Origin of the sequence: Megamonas funiformis (assembly GCF_010669225.1) — a bacterium.
GTDB classification, from domain to species: domain Bacteria; phylum Bacillota; class Negativicutes; order Selenomonadales; family Selenomonadaceae; genus Megamonas; species Megamonas funiformis.
This window is the reverse complement of record NZ_CP048627.1, coordinates 602,000-621,629: the sequence shown is the minus strand read 5'-3', so window position 1 is coordinate 621,629 and position 19,630 is coordinate 602,000. Positions and strand designations below refer to the sequence as shown.

Annotated in this window: 19 protein-coding genes and 3 riboswitches; of the genes, 10 read left to right on the top strand and 9 right to left on the bottom strand. The window is 32.3% G+C overall.

The window, feature by feature from the left end:
• Positions 1 to 5 precede the first annotated feature (5 nt).
• From GXM21_RS03020 to GXM21_RS02990, 7 genes are all read right to left on the bottom strand, one after another.
• Positions 6 to 758, bottom strand: coding sequence for an esterase family protein (locus GXM21_RS03020; RefSeq protein WP_008538638.1), 753 nt, complete (start codon positions 756 to 758; stop codon positions 6 to 8).
• A 46-nt stretch (positions 759 to 804) separates the two neighbouring features.
• Positions 805 to 1,506, bottom strand: a complete 702-nt coding sequence (locus tag GXM21_RS03015; protein ID WP_244263880.1) for an alpha/beta hydrolase — start codon at positions 1,504 to 1,506, stop codon at positions 805 to 807.
• A 410-nt stretch (positions 1,507 to 1,916) separates the two neighbouring features.
• Positions 1,917 to 2,384 (bottom strand): 6,7-dimethyl-8-ribityllumazine synthase, encoded by a 468-nt coding sequence (ribH, locus tag GXM21_RS03010; RefSeq protein ID WP_008538641.1) that lies wholly within the window; start codon positions 2,382 to 2,384, stop codon positions 1,917 to 1,919.
• 64 nt (positions 2,385 to 2,448) lie between these two features.
• On the bottom strand, positions 2,449 to 3,648 hold the full coding sequence (locus GXM21_RS03005) for a bifunctional 3,4-dihydroxy-2-butanone-4-phosphate synthase/GTP cyclohydrolase II (protein ID WP_008538642.1): 1,200 nt from the start codon (positions 3,646 to 3,648) through the stop codon (positions 2,449 to 2,451).
• 18 nt (positions 3,649 to 3,666) lie between these two features.
• The gene (locus tag GXM21_RS03000; RefSeq protein WP_008538643.1) at positions 3,667 to 4,314 is read right to left on the bottom strand and encodes a riboflavin synthase; all 648 of its coding nucleotides are present in this window, start codon (positions 4,312 to 4,314) and stop codon (positions 3,667 to 3,669) included.
• Between the two features lie 4 nt (positions 4,315 to 4,318).
• Positions 4,319 to 5,446 carry a bifunctional diaminohydroxyphosphoribosylaminopyrimidine deaminase/5-amino-6-(5-phosphoribosylamino)uracil reductase RibD gene (gene ribD, locus GXM21_RS02995; protein WP_008538644.1) on the bottom strand — a complete coding sequence of 376 codons (1,128 nt, stop codon included), beginning with the start codon at positions 5,444 to 5,446 and terminating at the stop codon, positions 4,319 to 4,321.
• Between the two features lie 130 nt (positions 5,447 to 5,576).
• A riboswitch (FMN riboswitch) is annotated at positions 5,577 to 5,693 on the bottom strand.
• A 60-nt stretch (positions 5,694 to 5,753) separates the two neighbouring features.
• Positions 5,754 to 6,560: an MBL fold metallo-hydrolase gene (locus GXM21_RS02990; protein ID WP_008538646.1), complete on the bottom strand. Its 807-nt coding sequence runs from the start codon at positions 6,558 to 6,560 to the stop codon at positions 5,754 to 5,756.
• A gap of 247 nt (positions 6,561 to 6,807) precedes the next feature.
• On the opposite strand from GXM21_RS02990, the gene GXM21_RS02985 reads away from it, so the two are divergent.
• The 8 genes from GXM21_RS02985 to GXM21_RS02950 all read left to right on the top strand — a co-directional run bounded on the left by GXM21_RS02985 (position 6,808) and on the right by GXM21_RS02950 (position 14,354).
• Positions 6,808 to 7,785, top strand: a complete 978-nt coding sequence (locus GXM21_RS02985) for a polyprenyl synthetase family protein (RefSeq protein ID WP_008538647.1) — start codon at positions 6,808 to 6,810, stop codon at positions 7,783 to 7,785.
• Between the two features lie 27 nt (positions 7,786 to 7,812).
• On the top strand, positions 7,813 to 8,142 hold the full coding sequence (gene tatA / locus GXM21_RS02980) for a twin-arginine translocase TatA/TatE family subunit (RefSeq protein WP_008538648.1): 330 nt from the start codon (positions 7,813 to 7,815) through the stop codon (positions 8,140 to 8,142).
• Positions 8,143 to 8,223: 81 nt separating this feature from the next.
• Entirely contained in the window at positions 8,224 to 8,415 is a 192-nt protein-coding gene (locus tag GXM21_RS02975; RefSeq protein ID WP_008538649.1) for a twin-arginine translocase TatA/TatE family subunit, read from the top strand.
• Between the two features lie 11 nt (positions 8,416 to 8,426).
• Positions 8,427 to 9,221 (top strand): twin-arginine translocase subunit TatC, encoded by a 795-nt coding sequence (gene tatC / locus GXM21_RS02970; protein WP_008538650.1) that lies wholly within the window; start codon positions 8,427 to 8,429, stop codon positions 9,219 to 9,221.
• Positions 9,222 to 9,263: 42 nt separating this feature from the next.
• On the top strand, positions 9,264 to 10,724 hold the full coding sequence (locus GXM21_RS02965) for a menaquinone biosynthesis decarboxylase (RefSeq protein WP_008538651.1): 1,461 nt from the start codon (positions 9,264 to 9,266) through the stop codon (positions 10,722 to 10,724).
• Entirely contained in the window at positions 10,717 to 11,565 is an 849-nt protein-coding gene (locus GXM21_RS02960; RefSeq protein WP_008538652.1) for a 4-hydroxybenzoate octaprenyltransferase, read from the top strand. Before GXM21_RS02965 ends, GXM21_RS02960 begins: the two co-directional genes overlap by 8 nt.
• A gap of 17 nt (positions 11,566 to 11,582) precedes the next feature.
• Positions 11,583 to 12,449 (top strand): bifunctional methylenetetrahydrofolate dehydrogenase/methenyltetrahydrofolate cyclohydrolase FolD, encoded by an 867-nt coding sequence (gene folD / locus GXM21_RS02955; protein ID WP_008538653.1) that lies wholly within the window; start codon positions 11,583 to 11,585, stop codon positions 12,447 to 12,449.
• Positions 12,450 to 12,482: 33 nt separating this feature from the next.
• Positions 12,483 to 12,568, top strand: a riboswitch (ZMP/ZTP riboswitch).
• Positions 12,569 to 12,683: 115 nt separating this feature from the next.
• Positions 12,684 to 14,354 (top strand): formate--tetrahydrofolate ligase, encoded by a 1,671-nt coding sequence (locus GXM21_RS02950; RefSeq protein WP_008538654.1) that lies wholly within the window; start codon positions 12,684 to 12,686, stop codon positions 14,352 to 14,354.
• A 71-nt stretch (positions 14,355 to 14,425) separates the two neighbouring features.
• On the opposite strand, the gene GXM21_RS02945 is transcribed toward GXM21_RS02950, so the two are convergent.
• The gene (locus GXM21_RS02945; protein ID WP_008538655.1) at positions 14,426 to 15,610 is read right to left on the bottom strand and encodes an MFS transporter; all 1,185 of its coding nucleotides are present in this window, start codon (positions 15,608 to 15,610) and stop codon (positions 14,426 to 14,428) included.
• A gap of 206 nt (positions 15,611 to 15,816) precedes the next feature.
• Positions 15,817 to 15,902, top strand: a riboswitch (ZMP/ZTP riboswitch).
• Between the two features lie 87 nt (positions 15,903 to 15,989).
• Between GXM21_RS02945 and GXM21_RS02940 the strand changes: the two genes are divergently transcribed.
• Together GXM21_RS02940 and GXM21_RS02935 are read left to right on the top strand one after the other, a co-directional pair.
• Positions 15,990 to 17,231 carry an L-lactate MFS transporter gene (locus tag GXM21_RS02940; protein WP_008538657.1) on the top strand — a complete coding sequence of 414 codons (1,242 nt, stop codon included), beginning with the start codon at positions 15,990 to 15,992 and terminating at the stop codon, positions 17,229 to 17,231.
• Between the two features lie 147 nt (positions 17,232 to 17,378).
• Complete coding sequence (locus tag GXM21_RS02935) at positions 17,379 to 17,633, top strand: hypothetical protein (RefSeq protein WP_008538658.1); 255 nt, start codon at positions 17,379 to 17,381, stop codon at positions 17,631 to 17,633.
• Here the strand turns inward: GXM21_RS02935 and GXM21_RS02930 are convergent, their stop codons facing one another.
• Positions 17,634 to 19,625 carry an ATP-dependent DNA helicase gene (locus tag GXM21_RS02930; RefSeq protein ID WP_008538659.1) on the bottom strand — a complete coding sequence of 664 codons (1,992 nt, stop codon included), beginning with the start codon at positions 19,623 to 19,625 and terminating at the stop codon, positions 17,634 to 17,636.
• Positions 19,626 to 19,630: the final 5 nt, after the last annotated feature.

The window sequence follows — 19,630 nt, the reverse complement described above, 5'->3', positions numbered from 1 at the left end:
TCGTCTTAATCTAGTAAATATGGTACAAAATAAGCTACTTGTTTATACCACCAATCCCAATCATGACTGCAATCATAGCCCCAATAATCTACCCAAGTATTAATATTTTTTTCTCTCAAAATATCATCAAGTTGACCTGTTGAAGAAGGTATTTCCCAAGCTCCTTTACCTACGCAAATCACAGATTTTTTTAGATTATATAAATGAATATATGGGTGGTCATCTGGCATATTTTTTAAATAATCCACAGGAGAATTATTATAAACAATATCGTCCATATAGCCATCAAATCCATAGCTTGCAATGTAAATACCACTTAATGCCAATAATCTATCAAATAAATCTGGTCGACGATAAAATAAATTTGTTGCATGTGTAGCACCTAAGCTACAACCAAAGACCATTATTCCAGGATAACCAGTCCAACCATTACGCAAATTCACCATATCTCGCATAAAAGGAACCATTTCATCTGTAATATATCTCATCCATTGTTCATGACGTTCTGCTCTCCATCTTGGGTCAGCGCCTTTATTTGACCATGTTTCTTTATCCATTGTATCTATGGAAAAAACCATCACTTGACCGCTTTCTATCCATGGAGCCCAAGTATCTGTCATTTTAAAATTCTCAAAATCAAAAAAACGCCCATCTTGACAAGGAATATATAAAACTGGTCTACCTGCATGACCATATACTTTAAATTCCATATCTCTATTTAAATTATAGCTATATCTTTTAAAATACTGTACTTCCATAAACTATCACTACATATAGTAGCTAAAATTCACCTCTTATTATTTTTTATTTTTCATATAATAAAGTTTCAACAAAGAAAGGAATTTGTTTTTCCCAACTTGCTTCACTATGCGTACCATTTGGCACAATGCGAGCATTCAATCTGATATTTTTTTTCATCAACACTGAAGATATCATCGCAAATTTTTGTATCATATGTTTGTATCGTGGAAGTTCCTCTGTACCATAATCCATATAAACTACAGTATCTGGATTAATATTAGCGTTTTTTATCATTTTGGCTAATTTTTGTGGACCTGTCCATATAGATGGTGATAAAGCTGCCGCTCTAGAGAATATATGATTGTATTCAAGTATTGCATATAAACTCATTAATCCTCCCATGGAGCTTCCTGCGATAAATGTATTATTTCTATCAGAGAGTGTGCGGAAAGTATTATCAATTGTTGGCTTTAATTCATTGACAAACCACTCCATAGTAATTTTTCCTAAGCTCTTGATATTTCCAAATGTTTTATCTTTAAATGGATATGGTGTATATTCTTTTAATCTACCATTATCTGGATTTTGATTACAAGCTGGGGCCACTACTATCATTTGTGTATTTGTATATTCAAGATATTCTTTTAATCCCCATGATTTTCCATAAGTGGCATCGCTGTCAAAAAATACATTTTGTCCATCAAACATATATAATACAGGATAATATTCGTCTGGTTTTTCATTATAAGAATTTGGAAGATATATATATTTTCCTATTTTCTTGGCCTGTTAATTCTGGTATAGTTATATCCCATACATCAATCACAATTATCACCATTACTGAAAACTTATAAATTACTTTATAAGGTTACACCTTTTCAATAAATCCTTTCTTTTTTGCTTAAGTATTTACTTAATACTCAACGTGGTAACTTACGTTTTAAAATAATAAAATTTATTTAGAGATTATAAAACTCATCATGTCTAATCTCAGGAGATTTTAAGGCTTCTAGAGAGATTTTTTATTAAATATACCATGTTTCAAAACAAATTTCAACATCATCTATAAAAACTCATGTAAACATGTAAACTAATAATAAATTAAATAAAGAGGATATTTCTATATGTTTTATAAAAATATCCTCTTTAGTATTTATCTATATTTATTTAAAATATTATTTTATTTTCTTTAATAAGCTTGCCATTTCCATAGCTGCCATAGCTGCATCGCTACCTTTATTACCTGCTTTTGTACCAGCACGTTCTACAGCTTGTTCGATATTTTCAGTAGTTACTACACCAAAAATAGTAGGTACGCCTGTGCTCATTCCTACTTGAGCTACACCTTTAGATACTTCATTACATACATAATCATAATGAGTAGTTGACCCACGAATAACAGCACCTAAACAGATAACAGCATCATATTTTCCTGTTTGTGCTAATTTTTTAGCTACTACAGGAATTTCAAATGCGCCTGGTACCCAAGCAACATCAATATCATCTTCATTTGTTTCATGACGGCGAAGTGTATCGATTGCTCCAGATAATAATTTACTTGTAATGAACTCATTAAAACGAGCTACAACAATACCAATTTTTAAATCTTTACCATTTAAATATCCTTCTAATATATTAGCCATTAAAAAAACCTCTTTTCTTTATACTTAATATTTGTATTAAAGATTATTATTTAGTATCTATTTATTATTTTAATAAATGTCCCATTTTTTCTTTTTTCACTTTTAAATAACCTGCATCATATTTATTAGCAGGAATTTGAAGTGGTACTCTTTCTACGATTTCTAAGCCAAAACCTTCAAGACCTGCTCTTTTAGCTGGATTATTAGTCAATAAACGTATGCTAGATAAACCTAAATCTTCTAAGATTTGAGCACCAATACCATATTCACGTTCATCAGGAGCAAAACCTAATAAAACATTTGCTTCAATTGTGTCTTTACCTTGGTCTTGAAGTGCATACGCTCTAATTTTATTTGCAAGACCTATGCCACGACCTTCTTGACGAAGATATAATAATACACCTTCACCAGCTTCTTCAATTTTTTGCATTGCTAAATGAAGTTGATCGCCACAATCACAACGCATAGAACCTAATACATCACCTGTTAAACATTCAGAATGAACACGTACTAATACATTCTTTTTATTTCTTACATCGCCTTTAACAATAGCTAAATGACATTTTCCATCTAATTTGCTTTCATAAGCCATTACTCTAAAATGACCAAATTTATTTGGAAAATCTGCTTCAGCCACTTTTTCTACCATTTTTTCTGTAGTTTTGCGATATTCTACTAATTGAGCTACAGTTATAAATATTAAATCATGTTTTTTGGCAAATTCAATTAAATCTGGAGTACGAGCCATATGACCGTCTTCCTTCATGATTTCACAGCAAAGACCTGCTGGTTTTAAACCTGCTAATTTTGCTAAATCTACAGTAGCTTCTGTATGACCAATACGGCAAAGTACGCCACCTTCTTTAGCACGAAGAGGGAACATATGACCTGGACGACGTAAATCTTCTGGTTTTACATTATCATCAATTAAAACTTCAACTGTTCTAGCTCTTTCAAAAGCAGAAATACCTGTAGTTGTATCCACAGCATCAACAGATACAGTGAAAGCTGTTTCATGATTATCTGTATTGTGGCTAACCATCTGATTTAAACCAGCTTTATCAATGAGTTCGCCAGACATTGGCACGCAGATTAAACCTTTAGCATGAGTAGCCATAAAATTGATGATTTCTGGAGTTGCTTTTTCAGCAGCTACGATTAAATCGCCTTCATTTTCACGGTCTTCATCATCTGTTACTAATACCATTTTACCTTGTTTAAATGCTTCAATAGCTTCTTCAACTGTATTGTATTTAAATTCCATATGTCTATACCTCATTTCTTAAAAACCATTTTCACGTAAAAAATCTAAACTCAATGATGATGATTTTGGTTTATCTTGTTTAAAACTCAATAATCTTTCTACATATTTACCCACGACATCATTTTCTACATTAATTATCGAACCTACTGATTTACTAAGTAGTGTTGTAACTTCAGATGTATGTGGTATTAACGATACTGCAAAATTATCTTCACCTAAATGTGCTACAGTAAGACTTACTCCGTCTAAAGCAACAGAACCTTCAGAAATAATATATTTTAAAATTCTATCATTAGCTGTTAAAGTAACACGTGTAGCATTATCATCTTTTTTCATTTCAATAATTTTAGCAGTGCCATCAATATGGCCACTTACAATATGACCGCCTAATCTACTTGATAAAGTCAAAGCTCTTTCTAAATTGACTTTATCGCCAATTTTTAATAAACCCATATTCGTCTTGCGCATGGACTCGGGCATAACATCTGCTATAAAATAATCACTTGCTAAAAAAGTAACTGTTAAACATACACCATTTACAGCAATACTATCACCTAATTGTGTATTTGCTAATACTTTCTTAGCTTTAATAGATAATTTTATAGAATGAGTGCCTTTTGCTATAGCCTTTACAACACCGATTTCTTCTACGATACCTGTAAACACTGTATCACACCTTATCTTTATCTACTCTACCTATGATTAAAATATCTTCTTCTAATTTTTCAATTTGGATATCTTTTAGCGCTAGAGCTTCTTGTAAATTTAAAATACCTGTTCCTGCTACAGGAGTTTTCGCTTCTTTACCGCCAACAATTTTTGGGGCAATAAAGAAATATACTTTATCTACTAATTTTTTTGCAACAAAACTTCCGCTTAAAGTAGCACCGCCTTCAACTAAAATGCTACAAATATTTTGTTGTCCTAAAATATTTAGTAATTTTTCTATATCTACTTTGTCATTTTCATCTTTATCCACTACAATGACATCAACATTTTGAGCTTGTAGTTTTAAAATTTTATCTTTATCCGCTTTATCTGTAGTAGCAACAATAGTTTTTGCTGATTTATCTTGTACTACATTAGCATTTATATCAATTTTTAAACTGCTATCTACAACAATTCTAATTGGATTTTTTCCGCCATCCACTCTAGCAGTGAGCATAGGATTATCTTCTATCACAGTATTAATTCCTACCATGATACCATCATAAATATCACGTAATTTATAACCATATGCTCTTGATGTTTCATTTGTTATCCATTTTGATTGACCTGTTGCTGTAGCAATTTTTCCATCTAAAGTCATAGCAGCTTTTAAGACTACAAATGGTTTTTTATGCTCAATCCATTTAAAGAATACTTCATTTTGTTTACGCAATTCATCTTGCAAAAATCCATATTCCACATGAATACCTGCATCTTCTAAAATCTTAAAACCTTTGCCTGCAACTTTAGGATTTACGTCCAATAAACCGCCATATACATTTTTTACCTTTGCTTCTACTAAAGCTTTAGCACATGGTGGCGTTTTGCCATAATGAGCACACGGTTCTAATGTTACATATACATCAGCACCTTGCGCTAATTCTCCTGCTTGATTCAATGCATGAACTTCAGCATGTGGTGTACCTGCCTTTCTATGCCAGCCACAACCCACAACTCGATTATCTTTGACAATCACAGCACCGACTAAGGGATTAGGAGAAGTTCTACCGATTGCATTTCCTGCTAACTGCATGGCAAGTCGCATATATTTTTCATCGTAACTCAAAAAATCACCATTCTTTCTGTTCATTCTTTGGTTATAATTTTTAAAGAATTAAACAAAAAAGGCTGTTAAATGCATTGCAAATAACAGCCTAATCAGCTTTATATTATAAATTAATTATCTATACTAATTCACTTTTATAAACTAATTTATAACTTTCCATCTTTTCTCATCCAGACTATACTGTCGGCTTTGGAATTTCACCAAATCATGCAAATAATTGCTCGCGGGCTTTACCGCCGGTAGGGAATTGCACCCTGCCCCAAAGACTGCTTTATTTAGTTACAAGAACATCATAGCACTTTACTATGAATAAATCAATATTTATTCTTTATTATTTCAAATTTATTACATCTAAATCATCAGGTACATATAAATTTCCATAATAATATTGTTTACCTTCATCAGTGTATAATTCTTTGCGTTTATCTATATGTTTATCTTCTGTATGATATAAAATCAAATTTTTAACTTGTAATTGTTCCGCTAATTCGCAAGCTTCTTTTACTGTGCTATGGTGTTTTTCATATGGTTTGAAAATATCTCTATCCCCATATAAACAAAATGCTTCAGATAATAAATAATCGGCATTTTGAGCATAAATTTCACAGACTTCATTATATGGTTCATCTCCTAAACAACATAAATTCATGCCATCTGCAAATTCAGCACTAAAACCAAATTGTTTTTCTTTTGTAGATAAAATATCAAAGAAAATAACTTGCATATCTAAGATTTCTCTTTGGTCGCCATCTTCAACTACATCAAAAATAATATTTTTACCAATTTGTGCTAAATCTTTCTTTTTCAAAGTCAAATTTGCAATAGTTTCTACTACCATTTTTACTTTATCATGACAATAGATATGTAATTTGCCTTCATATTTTCCTTGGTTCATTAACGTAGCTATCTTACGCACTACCCAAATTACACCGAGAACATGGTCTGTATGCGCATGTGTAATAAATAAGTGATGGATTTTTGTCATATCTATTTGCGCTTTTTCTAATTGAGCTAAAATTCCATTTCCGCCACCAGCATCAACTAAAAAATATTCATCATCTATATTTAAGGCAAAACATGTATTAAAACATTTTGTAACCATAGCATTGCCTGTTCCTAATAAGATTAATTTTCTCATAGCTAGCACCTCTATTAACATAATAGTTGTTAGTATTTATTATAGCACAAAAGAATAAACTCTGGGTTTATTTCCTACATTTCATCTATGTATACAAATACTTACCTATAATAATACATAACCTAGTCTGTTACTTTTTATTTATCATTAAAGAAAGCCATATAATAATAATTTATTATTTACTAACATGTCTATTTTGTAGTAAACTTAATTAAGTTAGTAATTCGAAATATGCAGGTGATATAATTTGTTAACAAAAAACAAAATGTTCTTCATTATTAAGAAAGATTTATCATCGCTAGAAAATTTATTACATGAGACGGTTACATCTCCTGTTGACCTTATAACTGATATTGGAAATCATCTTATAAGCTCTGGCGGAAAACGTATTCGACCCGCCTTATATCTTCTGGCGACAAAGAGTAATCCTAATTTAGATAAAGATTATGTAATGCCTCTTGCTATGGCACTAGAAATGATTCATACAGCTTCTCTTGTTCATGATGATGTTTTAGATAATGCAGCTACTCGCCGTGGTTCTGCTACTGCCAATGCAAAATGGGGAAATAATATAGCCGTACTTACTGGCGACTATCTATTTGCTAAAGCATTTGCAGCCATTGCTAAAAATGATTATGGCACGCGAATTTCTGAACGCTTAGCAACTATTGTTTGTGATTTAAGCGAAGGCGAAATCTTACAAAACCATTTTGGTTATACAATTCCAGACTCTATTGATATTTATTATGAACGCATTGCCAAAAAAACAGCCAATTTTATTGCTACTAGCTGTGAAATCGGTGCAATTGTTGCTAAATTATCAGCAAAAGAAATTGATGCTCTCCGTGAATACGGTTATTGTATCGGCATGGCATTCCAAATAGTTGATGATATTTTAGATTTAACCTCTGACTCTAAAAAAATCGGCAAACCTGCTGGAAACGATATTTTGCAAGGTGTAATTACTCTTCCTGTAATTCATGCCTATAAGCATGGCGAAAATAGCGAAGAGTTAAAAAATATCATCGAAAATCGTCAAATGAGCTTAGAAGAATTAAATCGTGCTATTAATATCGTAAAAAATTCCAACAGTATTGATTTTGCAAGACAAACTGTTACAGAATTTTTAAATCGCGCCAAAAATATTCTACCTGATAGCTTACCACAGTCAGTTAGAACATCTTTCATTGAAATAGCTAATTTTATTGGTAGCCGTGATTATTAAAATAAAATTTTTACTGAGGTGACTTAAATGTTTGGTATTGGTTTTCCTGAACTTATCCTTATTTTAATCATTGGTCTTGTAGTATTTGGTCCTGGCAAATTGCCTGAAATTGGTCGTGCTGTAGGTAAAGGCTTACAAGAATTTAAAAAAGCCACTTCTGAATTATCAAATTCCGTTAATAATACTACTAATAACGTTTCTATAACTCCTACACCACCTAATCCAGCTAACCCAGAACAACCAGCTGTAGCTCCTGTCTTCATGCAAGAAACTGCTACAGAAAAAAATACTACTACTGCAAAAACAGAAACAACAACACCTAAAACTCCAGTTGAACCTGAAAAAACTACTAAATAATCTATAATAATTGACAACTACTTTTTAGATTATATTCTTTATTTAGTACTAAAAATAAAAATAAAAGTAAAGGTGATTTAAATGTATAGTATTGGTATTCCTGAACTTGTATTAATCTTGGTTATCGCTTTAGTTGTATTTGGTCCTGGTAAATTGCCAGAAATCGGTAAAGCTGTAGGCAAAAGTCTTCGCGAATTCCGTTCTGCTTCTACAGAAGATAATACAAAAACTATTGATGCTAAAAATGAAGACGAAAAAAAAGATAAAAAGTGAGGTAGCAATTTATGTCTCAAGATATGAACGAACATACTTCTGCTAATACTGTTACTGCTTCAACTTCAGAAAATTTACCAACAACTGAAGTTAACGAGCAGACAACTACAAATAATGGCAGTATGTCCATTATTGCTCACCTTACTGAGCTTAGAAAACGCCTTATTCGTTCACTAATCGCTATAGGTATTGGTAGCTGTGTTGCTTATTATTTTATTGAAGACATAATGCACATCTTAACAGGCCCTGCTGGAAAGCTTTATTATATGCAACCAGCAGAGGCATTTTTTACTTATATTAAAGTTGCTGTATTTGTCGGATTTTTACTTGCTCTACCTATAGTTTTATATCAAATATGGCGATTTGTTTTACCTGCCTTAATCGGTATGGAAAGATATTTAATCTCCGTTATTGTGCCTATTTCGCTAATTTTATTTTTAGCTGGTTTAGCCTTTTCCTTTTTCTTTGTCATGCCAGCTGGGATAAAATTCTTAATGGGCTTTAGCACTGAAGAACTTCAACCTATGTTTTCGCTAAAACAATATTTTGACTTTGTCATTGCCTTTTTATTGCCATTCGGCTTTATCTTTGAAATGCCTTTAGCCATTATATTATTAGCCAAAGTAGGTATTATTTCTTCAAAATTCTTAGCAAAACAACAACGCATTGTAATCTTTTTAACTTTTGTTGTTGGCGCTATTATTTCCCCAACACCAGATGTTTTTTCCCAATCTATGATTGCTATACCTATGATTTTACTTTATGAAATAAGTTATGTCATAGTTCGTTTTGCTATGAAAAAATAATGTTAATCACTTACGCAATATAAATATAAAGGAGCGATTTTTTTGGCTTTTTATGATTTAAGAGAATTCATCAACGCTTTGGAGTCTCGTGGTATGCTCAAACGCATTAAAACTCCTGTTGATTGTAATTTAGAAATCACTGAAATCACTGACCGCGTTTCCAAAATGGAAGGCAAAAAAAATGTAGCTTTATTATTTGAAAATGTAAAAGGCTACGATATGCCTGTACTTATGAATGCTTTCGGTAGCATGGAACGCTTGGCACTTGCTTTTGGTGTAAATGACATCGAAGAAATTCCTAATGAACTTCGTGAAATCTTAAGATTACCTTATATTTCCCTTCAAAATAAAATGGATTTAATCCATATCATTCCAACTGCAAAACGTGCTATTAATTTCCCTAAATATGTAAAAAAAGCACCTTGCCAAGAAGTAGTTATCACAGATAATCCTACTTTAGATAAATTCCCTATTTTGAAATGTTGGCCTCAAGATGGTGGTCCATTCATCACTTTACCACTTGTATTCACTCGCAATCCAAAAACAGGTAAACGCAATGTTGGTATGTATCGTTTACAAAAATATGATGGTCAAACAACTGGTATGCACTGGCATCTTCATAAAGATGGTGCTAGTAACTATCGCGCTTATCAAGAAATGGGCAAAGATAAAATTGAAGTTGCAGTCGCTATCGGCACAGACCCAGTAATCACATATGCTGCTACTGCTCCACTTCCTCGTGATATCGATGAAATGGTATTTGCAGGCTTTTTACGTAAAAAATCTGTAGAAATGGTAAAATGTAAAACTGTTGATGTTGAAGTACCAGCTTGTAGTGAAATCGTACTTGAAGGATATGTAAATATCGGTGAAACTCGCCGTGAAGGTCCTTTCGGCGACCATACAGGTTATTATTCATTAGCTGATGATTATCCAGTATTCCACATCACTTGTATAACACATCGCAAAAATCCTATTTATTCTGCTACTATTGTTGGTAAACCTCCAATGGAAGATTGCTTCTTAGCTAAAGCTACAGAACGTATTTTCTTACCATTATTACAACAGACTTTACCTGAAATTCGCGATATCAATTTCCCTCTTGAAGGTGTATTCCATGATTGCGTAATGGTATCCATCAAAAAAACATATCCACAACAAGCTAAAAAAGTAATGCATGCTATTTGGGGTATGGGACAAATGATGTTCACCAAAATGATCATTGTCGTTGATGAACATGTTGACGTTCAAAAAGAAAAAGAAGTTTGGTGGCGTGTTTTCAACAATATTGATGCTAAACATGATATTGTAATGGTTGAGGGTCCACTTGACGCCTTAGACCACTCCTCACCAATGGCAAAATGGGGTACAAAAATAGGTATTGATGCTACAAAAACATGGCCAGAAGAAGGACATACTCGTGAATGGCCTGATGAAATTAACATGTCTGACGATATTAAAAAACTTGTAGATGCAAAATGGCAGGAACTCGGTCTTGAGTAAATTATCTGCTCATATTAATAATATAGCTCTTCATCATTCTGTATTTGCCCTACCCTTTGCTTATATGGGATTATTCCTTGCGGCAAAGGGTATCCCTACTTTTCACGATTTTTTATGGGTAACACTTGCAATGATAGGAGCTAGAAGCTCTGCTTTAGCTATGGACAATCTTGTCGATTTGAAATTTGATAAACAACAAAATCGCATGTCCAAACGTCCATTAGTTACTGGAGCAATTAAACCTATTGAAGTAATTATCCTCATCATCGTCAGTCTATGTATATTTTTATATTCTGCTAGTCAACTAGCTCCTATTTGTCTAAAATTAACACCAATTTGTTTATTTTTCTTATTATTTTATCCGTATACGAAAAGATTTACTTTTCTTTGTCATTATTTTTTAGGTGTAGCTTTAGCCATGGCACCTGCTGGTGGATATATCGCTGTTACAGGTGAATTGCCATTTGGTATTATTTTATTAAGTGGTGGCGTTTGTTTATGGATTGGTAGTTTTGATGTAATTTACGGTAGTCAAGACCGCCAATTTGATTTAGACCATAAACTTCATTCTATGGCAACACAATTTGGTGTAGCTAATGCTCATAAAATAGCAGCTTTTTTCCATTTTATTTCTATTTTATGTTTTATCGGTGCTGGAATCTATTTTGATTTATCGTTTATCTATTATATTGGTGTATTAATAGCTATCTTGACATTAATTTATCAACATAGCCTCATCACTCCATATGATTTCAGTCGTTTAACTCAAGTTTATTTCATGCGCAATGGCATTGTTTCTATTGTCATTTTTGTATTTACATTAATCGATATTTTAAGTTAATAAAGAAGGTGTTATTTTTGAGTGCACAAATTTTATCCGGAAAAATATTTGCTAGTGAATTTAAAGAAGAAGCAAAAAAACAAGTTTTAGCTTTAAAAGAACAATATAATATCACTCCTGGTCTTGCTGTAATTATCGTTGGTGAAAATCCAGCTTCTAAAGTTTACGTAAATAATAAACATCGTACTTGCGAAGAAGTTGGTATCTATTCTGAAGTTATAAGCATGCCTGCTGATACAACAAAAGAACAACTCATCGCCAAAATTGATGAATTAAATTACCGCCAAGAAATTCATGGTATTTTAGTTCAATTACCACTTCCAGAAGCTATTACTAAAGAAGAAGCAGATATTTTAAATGCTATTTGCCCATTAAAAGATGTTGATGGCTTCCACCCTGTTAATGTTGGTAAATTGATGATTGGACAAGACGATGGTATGATACCTTGTACTCCATATGGTTGTTTAAAAATGCTTCAATCTGCTAAAATCAATATAGATGGCGCACATGCTGTTATCGTTGGTCGCAGTAATATTGTGGGTAAACCTATGGGACAATTATTACTCGCTCAAAATGCTACAGTTACTATCTGTCATTCACATACTCACAACCTCAAAGAAATTTGTCGTTCTGCTGATATTCTAGTGGCAGCTGTGGGCAGACCTCATTTTATCACTGCTGATATGATAAAACCTGGTGCTACTGTAATTGATGTTGGTATCAACCGCATTGCACCTAAAAAATTAGTTGGTGATGTAGACTTTGATAATGCTGTAGAAGTAGCTGGTGCTATCACACCTGTACCTGGTGGTGTAGGTCTTCTCACTATAGCTATGCTCATGCAAAATACTATCAATGCTGCAAAATTACAACTTGCTAAATAAATTTGCCTTTGTTATAATAAAAGCATAATTTCATAAATAGTATGGAACTGACGGATTTTAGTGGAATTAACCACATGAACCGTACTATTATCAAAAAGTCGACCGTCTGGGCATAATAATATATGCTCAGGCGTTTTTTTTTGCCTAAGCATATGTTTGGCAAAATTTATATTGCCTTTTTCCAAAATATATAATACTATCAAATTAGTTTAATTATTGGAGGTACTAAACCACATGAAAACAGACGTGCAAATTGCTCAAGAAGCTATTATGGAACCTATTGGTAAAATTGCTCAACATCTTGAAATTCCAGAAGATGAACTTGAATTATACGGAAAATATAAAGCTAAAATTTCTTTAAACTATTGGAACACAACTCTCCAACAAAAAGAAAATGGTAAACTTATTCTTGTAACAGCAATTAATCCAACTCCTGCTGGTGAAGGTAAAACAACTACTAGCATTGGTCTTGGCGATGCTCTTCATAAACTCGGCAAAAAAACTGCAATCGCTCTTCGTGAACCTTCCTTAGGTCCATGCTTTGGTATGAAAGGCGGTGCCGCTGGCGGTGGTTATGCTCAAGTAGTGCCAATGGAAGATATCAATCTTCATTTCACTGGCGATTTCCACGCTATAACATCTGCTCACAATTTACTTGCTGCTGTTATCGATAACCATATCCAACAGGGCAATGCTCTTGATTTAGATGTTCGTCGCATCACTTGGAAACGCGTTGTCGATTTAAATGACCGTGCTCTTCGCAATATCATCTGTGGTTTAGGTGGTAAAGCTCATGGCGTACCACGCGAAACTGGTTTTGATATCACTGTTGCATCTGAAATGATGGCTATTTTATGTTTGACTTCTGACCTTGAAGACATGAAAAAACGTCTTGGCAATATCATCATTGGTTACACTAGAAGCGGTCGTCCTGTTCGCGCTGAAGAATTAAATGTAACAGGTGCTTTAACTTTATTATTCAAAGATGCAATTAAACCAAACCTTGTACAAACTCTTGAAGGCACTCCTGCTCTTATCCATGGTGGCCCTTTTGCCAATATCGCTCATGGTTGCAATAGTGTAATGGCTACTAAATACGCTTTAAAAATGGCTGATTATACTGTTACTGAAGCAGGTTTTGGTGCTGACCTTGGTGCTGAAAAATTCCTTGATATCAAATGTCGTTTCACTGGATTTAAACCTGATGCAATAGTAGTTGTTGCTACTATTCGCGCTTTAAAAATGCATGGCGGACTTGCAAAAACTGAACTTGCTACTGAAAATATCGAAGCACTCAAAAAAGGTATGACTAACCTTGCTAAACATATTGAAAACATTCAAAAATTCGGTTTACCAATCGTTGTAGCTATAAATGCTTTCCCTACTGATACAGAAAATGAACTTCAAGAATTAAAAGCTCTTTGCGAATCTATGGGTGCTTCTGTAAGCATTTCCGAAGCTTGGGCAAAAGGTGGCGAAGGTGCTATCGACCTTGCTCAAAAAGTTATTGAAGCAACTGAAAAACCATCTAACTTCCAATACATGTATGACGTAAATGATTCTATCAAAGATAAAATCAATGCAATCGCTACAAAAATCTATGGTGCTGATGGCGTAAACTACACACCTGCTGTAGAAAAAACTATCGCTGAATTTGAAGCTGAAGGTCTTGATAAAATGCCAATCTGCATGGCAAAAACTCAATATTCCTTAAGTGATGACCAATTCAAATTAGGTGCACCAACAGGATTTAAAATCACTGTTCGCGAACTTCGCATTAGTGCAGGCGCAGGCTTTATCGTAGCCTTAACAGGTAATATCTTAACAATGCCTGGTCTTCCTAAAAAACCTGCTGCTGAAAATATGGATATCGATATTAACGGAAAAATTACTGGTTTATTCTAATTTTCTACGTTAATTATTAATTAAAAATCAAAACCCCAAAAGTTTGTTTAAATTAACTTTTGGGGTTTATTTTATCCTCTTTTATTAAATTTAGTCATATTTTTTAACAATCTAAGATTGATAATCATAGCGATAATGGCAAAAATCGCACCACCTAGACCAACAAAAGGCATAGGTGCAAAATTTATGATTATTCCACCACAAGCTGAGCCTAGTGCTATACCTGTATTAAAAGATACAGGATTTAATGCAGAAGCTAAAGTTATAGCTTCTGGTTTTTCTCTTGTTGCTGTCTTCAAAAAATGCAATTGCGCTGGTGAATTTTGTAAATACATTATCACACCCATTAGCAAAATATTTATCAAACCTAAAACTAAATGATAACTAGTAAAAATAAGTGCAAGCAAACATAGAGCTTGTAAGAAATATACCATTGGCATTTTCTTCATGCCACCTAAACTAGCTATTCTTCCTGAAAGTAAATTACTGATAATCGTACTAATGCCAAATAAGCTCAATACTAAACTTGTCATAGAAATAGGAATTTGTATATATTGCTGTAAAATCGGTGTCAGATATGTATAAAATACATAACTTCCAGCAGCACCACAAATTACAATAAGCATACCATAATTTATACGCATACTTTTCAATAAAATAAATTGATTACATAAATTTGTTTTTTGTCCACTGCCCACATTTGGTAAATAATGCCACAACATCAATAAAATACATATACTAACTACAGATAATAATATAAAAGTCATTTGCCAACTAAATATTTGACAAATAATCGTACCTATAGGCACACCAAAAACAGAGGCTATACTAAAACCTGCAAAAATCCAACTGATGACTTTTGGTTGATATTGAACAGTCGCTATTTCAGAAGCAAATGTCATCGAAATAGATAATATTGTTCCTGAAATTATCACAGTTATAATTCTGGCTAATACTAAAATATAATAATTACTCGCTAAAGCACATAAAAAATTTCCTAAGATAAAACATATTGCTAATATCAATAATACATAATATCTGTTATAAGCACTAACTGCTGCTGTGATAAACGGTGTGCCTATTGCATAAGCAAAAGCAAAAACTGAAATTAAATTACCCGCCATAGTCAACGAACAATTTATGTCTTTCGCTATATCAGGTAAAATACCCACAATTATAAATTCACTCGTTCCTAAAATGAAACTCAATAAAATTAAACTTAAGACAGCCATAGTATTATATGTTTTTTGTGCCATCAAGATAATCTTCACCTTCTCTAAAATACAAATTTATTTAAACATAAATTATACTTATTCAAAGGAAAAAATCTAGTATTTACAACCATTATTCATCATTTAAACTACAAAAATCACGATTTTGACTATATTGACTATTTATAAATGAAATTAATTTTATTCTTGACATAGATTAAATATTTGTTATAATAAAGCTATCAATTGAATAAGCACTGTGGAACTGACGGATTTTAGTGGAATTAACCACATGAACCGCATTGCTATAGAAAAGTCGACCGTCTGGGCAAAGAAAATTTTTGCCTAGATGGTCTTTTTGTTTTTAGGCATAAGTTTTCTTGTATTTTATAATTTTTTATTTTTACGAAAGGAAGATTATATAATGAAAAACAGATGGCTTATCGCATTATCCGCAATTGGTATTCATATTTGTATTGGTAGTGTTTATGCTTGGAGCGTACTCACTAAGCCAATCATGGCTCAAATGGGCTTTAGTCTTCAAGAAACTACATGGACATTTTCTATTGCAATTTTATTTTTAGGTTTATCCGCTGGTTTTTTAGGAACATTTGTTGAAAAAAATGGCCCTCGTATTAGTGGACTTACTGCCACTGCCTTCTTTGGTATTGGTATGTTTGGTACAGCTTTAGCTCTTCATCTACAAAGCCTTATTTTACTTTACATCTGCTATGGTGTAATCGGTGGTATTGGTCTTGGTATTGGATATATCACTCCTGTTTCCACTCTTGTAAAATATTTCCCTAAAAGACGTGGATTTGCTACAGGTCTTGCTATCATGGGATTTGGTTTTGCAAGTTTAATTGCTGGCCCTATCATGCAAATTCTCGTTAGCAATTTTGGCTTAGTAACTAACTTCGTCATTTTAGGCTGTGCTTATATATTAATCATGGGAGCTTCTTCTTTATATCTCGCTCCTCCACCAAAAGAATTCGTAGAAAAATATTTACCTACAACTGTTAAAACTTCTAATTCTGTGGTTGAAATAAAACAATATAGCGTAGCTGAAGCTACTCGCGATTGGAAATTCTATGCACTTTGGTGGATATTCTTCACTAATATTACTTGTGGTATTGGTCTTTTAGCTGTAGCTTCTCCTATGGCTCAAGAAGTAGTTCATATGAGCCCAATTGCTGCTGCTTCCATGGTTGGCGTTATTGGACTTATCAATGGTTTTGGTCGTATCGCTTGGTCTAGCGTTTCCGATTATATCGGTCGTAGAAATACTTATATTTTATTTTTCTTGATTGAAATTTTTGCTTTCTATGCACTTGCTAATACAACTGAAGCCTTTTTCTTCCAATTATTAGTTTTAATCATTGTTTCTTGCTATGGTGGTGGCTTCTCTTGTATGCCAGCTTATTTAAGCGATTTATTTGGCACAAAACAATTAAGCGCTATTCATGGCAGAATTCTCACAGCTTGGGGCATGGCTGGTATCGCAGGACCACTTTTATTATCCTTTATTCGTGAAACAACTCAAAGTTATGCACTTTGCCTCTATGTATTCGCATTTTTATTTATTATCAGCTTCATCATAGCTATAATATTAAAAATAAAAACAACTAAAAAAGAAAAACTCATTTCAAGCAAAACTATTGCTTAAGAAAAAAACTCACTCTAAATAAAGCCTAGTAGTTAAAATTAAACTAACTACTAGGCTTTATTTATGTGCTAAAATAATATTAACTATCAATATAGTTAAATCTCATTAATAAAAAATATATGTTTTTTATAGAAAGGTTAATTTATTATGTCTGAGCTCTTCCATGAATTTTTATCTACCAATTTTACAATAACACAAGAAATAAAAAAATCATCAAAGAGTAAATTATACGATAAAACGCTTTATGAAGATTTTTCTAAAAAAGTTGATTTAAGCAATGGACTTCCAACAAATAGCACTCTAGATAAAGATAAAAATGGTCCCTATATGATAGATATAAGCTTTTATTCACCTATACTAGATATTATCTATCTTTATAATGATGAATTTCCTGTTTATTAATCATAAATTATCATAAAAACTTTGTAATTCTTTTAAGCTATTTGTTCTTTGTTTTATCGGCAAAGCTTGCCATACTTTTTCTTTATAACTTGCCTTTGATTTATCACCTAAACGTGAATCAATGATAGATACTATGCCTTTATCTGTTTTATTGCGTATTAATCTACCTACACCTTGTTTTAATTTAATAATCATTTCTGGAACCAATACTTCCTCTAAAGGATTTTTACTGCGTTTACATTTTTCATTGATGATTGGTTCTGGCAGTGGGAATGGCAATTTATAAATAATTAAATTCGAAAGTGCTATACCTTCTATGCTTATACCTTCCCAAAAAACTCCTGTTCCTAGTAACACAGAACTTACATCTTGCTTAAATTTATGAATTAATTGTTGTTGTGAAGATATTTCATTTTGTTTAATTAAAGTATAATTTAAATTCAAAGCTTTTAGCCTTGTATATACAGCATTCATATCCGCTTTAGATGTAAACAAAATCAAAGCCTTTCCTTGAGAAATATCCAATATTTTTTTCACTAAATCTATGCTTTCATCAATGAATTTTCCTCTATCTTTACTAGGGCTTGTAATATCATCTGTATAAAAAAGTTTTGCATGTTTATCATAAGCAAATGGCGAATATTTCACTTCTGATAATATGCTATCATTTATTGGAAACATTGTATTTTGTATAAAATAACTATATGCTTTCGTCAAATCTTCACTGGCTAAATTTGTCAAAGTTGCCGAAGTAAAAATTGTATGGAAATTTTTTCTCAATTTTACTCTATCGCCAAAAAATAATTCATTGATTTTTTCATTTACATTTGTAGGACAAAGATATATTATTGGATTTTTAGCCTCTTCAGACCAGACAATATAGTTTTTTTCATCTTGCCATGCTTTGAAAAAGTCTAAAATAATCTCCATATCACTATTGATTTTTCCGCCAGTTTTACGAATACTTACAGCATGTGCTATCATTATTGCTTCTGCTATTTTATATACATTTTGCAATAAATCAATCGGTATATTTATCTTAAATCTATCAGCATCTTGATGTTGTTTTTGTGCCTGTTGTATTTGATATTTTATCTGCTTATCTATTATCCTAAAAATTTTATCTATGTCGCTAAATACACCATCTATATTTTTAGCTAAATTAGGTGGTATTTTTTTTATGCTTAAATAGCATCTTTTCAATGTATTTACCAATTGCTTTCTAGTCAACATATCTGTATATGAAGAACGCACTTTATCTTCTAAATTATGAGCTTCATCAACAACAATCAAGCTTAATTCTTCAGTAAATAAACCATCTTTCATCTCTCGCTTTAAACGCAAATCAGTAGTGAGCATATCTTGATTGCAAATAATTATGCCCTTTGTCTTTTTCAAATTTAAACGTAAATTATGGTAATGACAAACATCTCGATATTCACAATATTTACATTCACGATAATTATAATTTTTAATTCTAAACTTCTGCCATAAATCTAAAGGAAGTTCAATATTCCAATCACTTGGCTCTTTGCCACCTTGATTTATACATTCATATATTTTTTCATATTGCTTTAAATTTGTTCTATCATCAAAAAATCTTTTAAAATGATATCTACAAATAAAATTAGTCATACCTTTAGCCAATAAAACTTCTGGAAATATTTGTAATTTCTCCATGATATAGCGTATATCACCTTGTAATTGTTCTTGCAAAGTTATAGTTGAAGTAGCTATTACCACTGGTTTTTGTAAATAATAATTGTAATAAATAAGTGGCACTAAATAAGCAAAAGATTTTCCAATCCCTACACCTGCTTCTACCACTAGATTTTTCTTTTGACTTATGGCATCTACTATTTCACAAGCCATCTCTGATTGACCTTCACGAAATTCTAAATTATTATTTTCCATTTCAGGATTTTCAAAGAAAAAACTATATACTTTTTCTCCAATCTCTCGTAAACATTTAGCTTCTAATTTTGATTGCACTATTT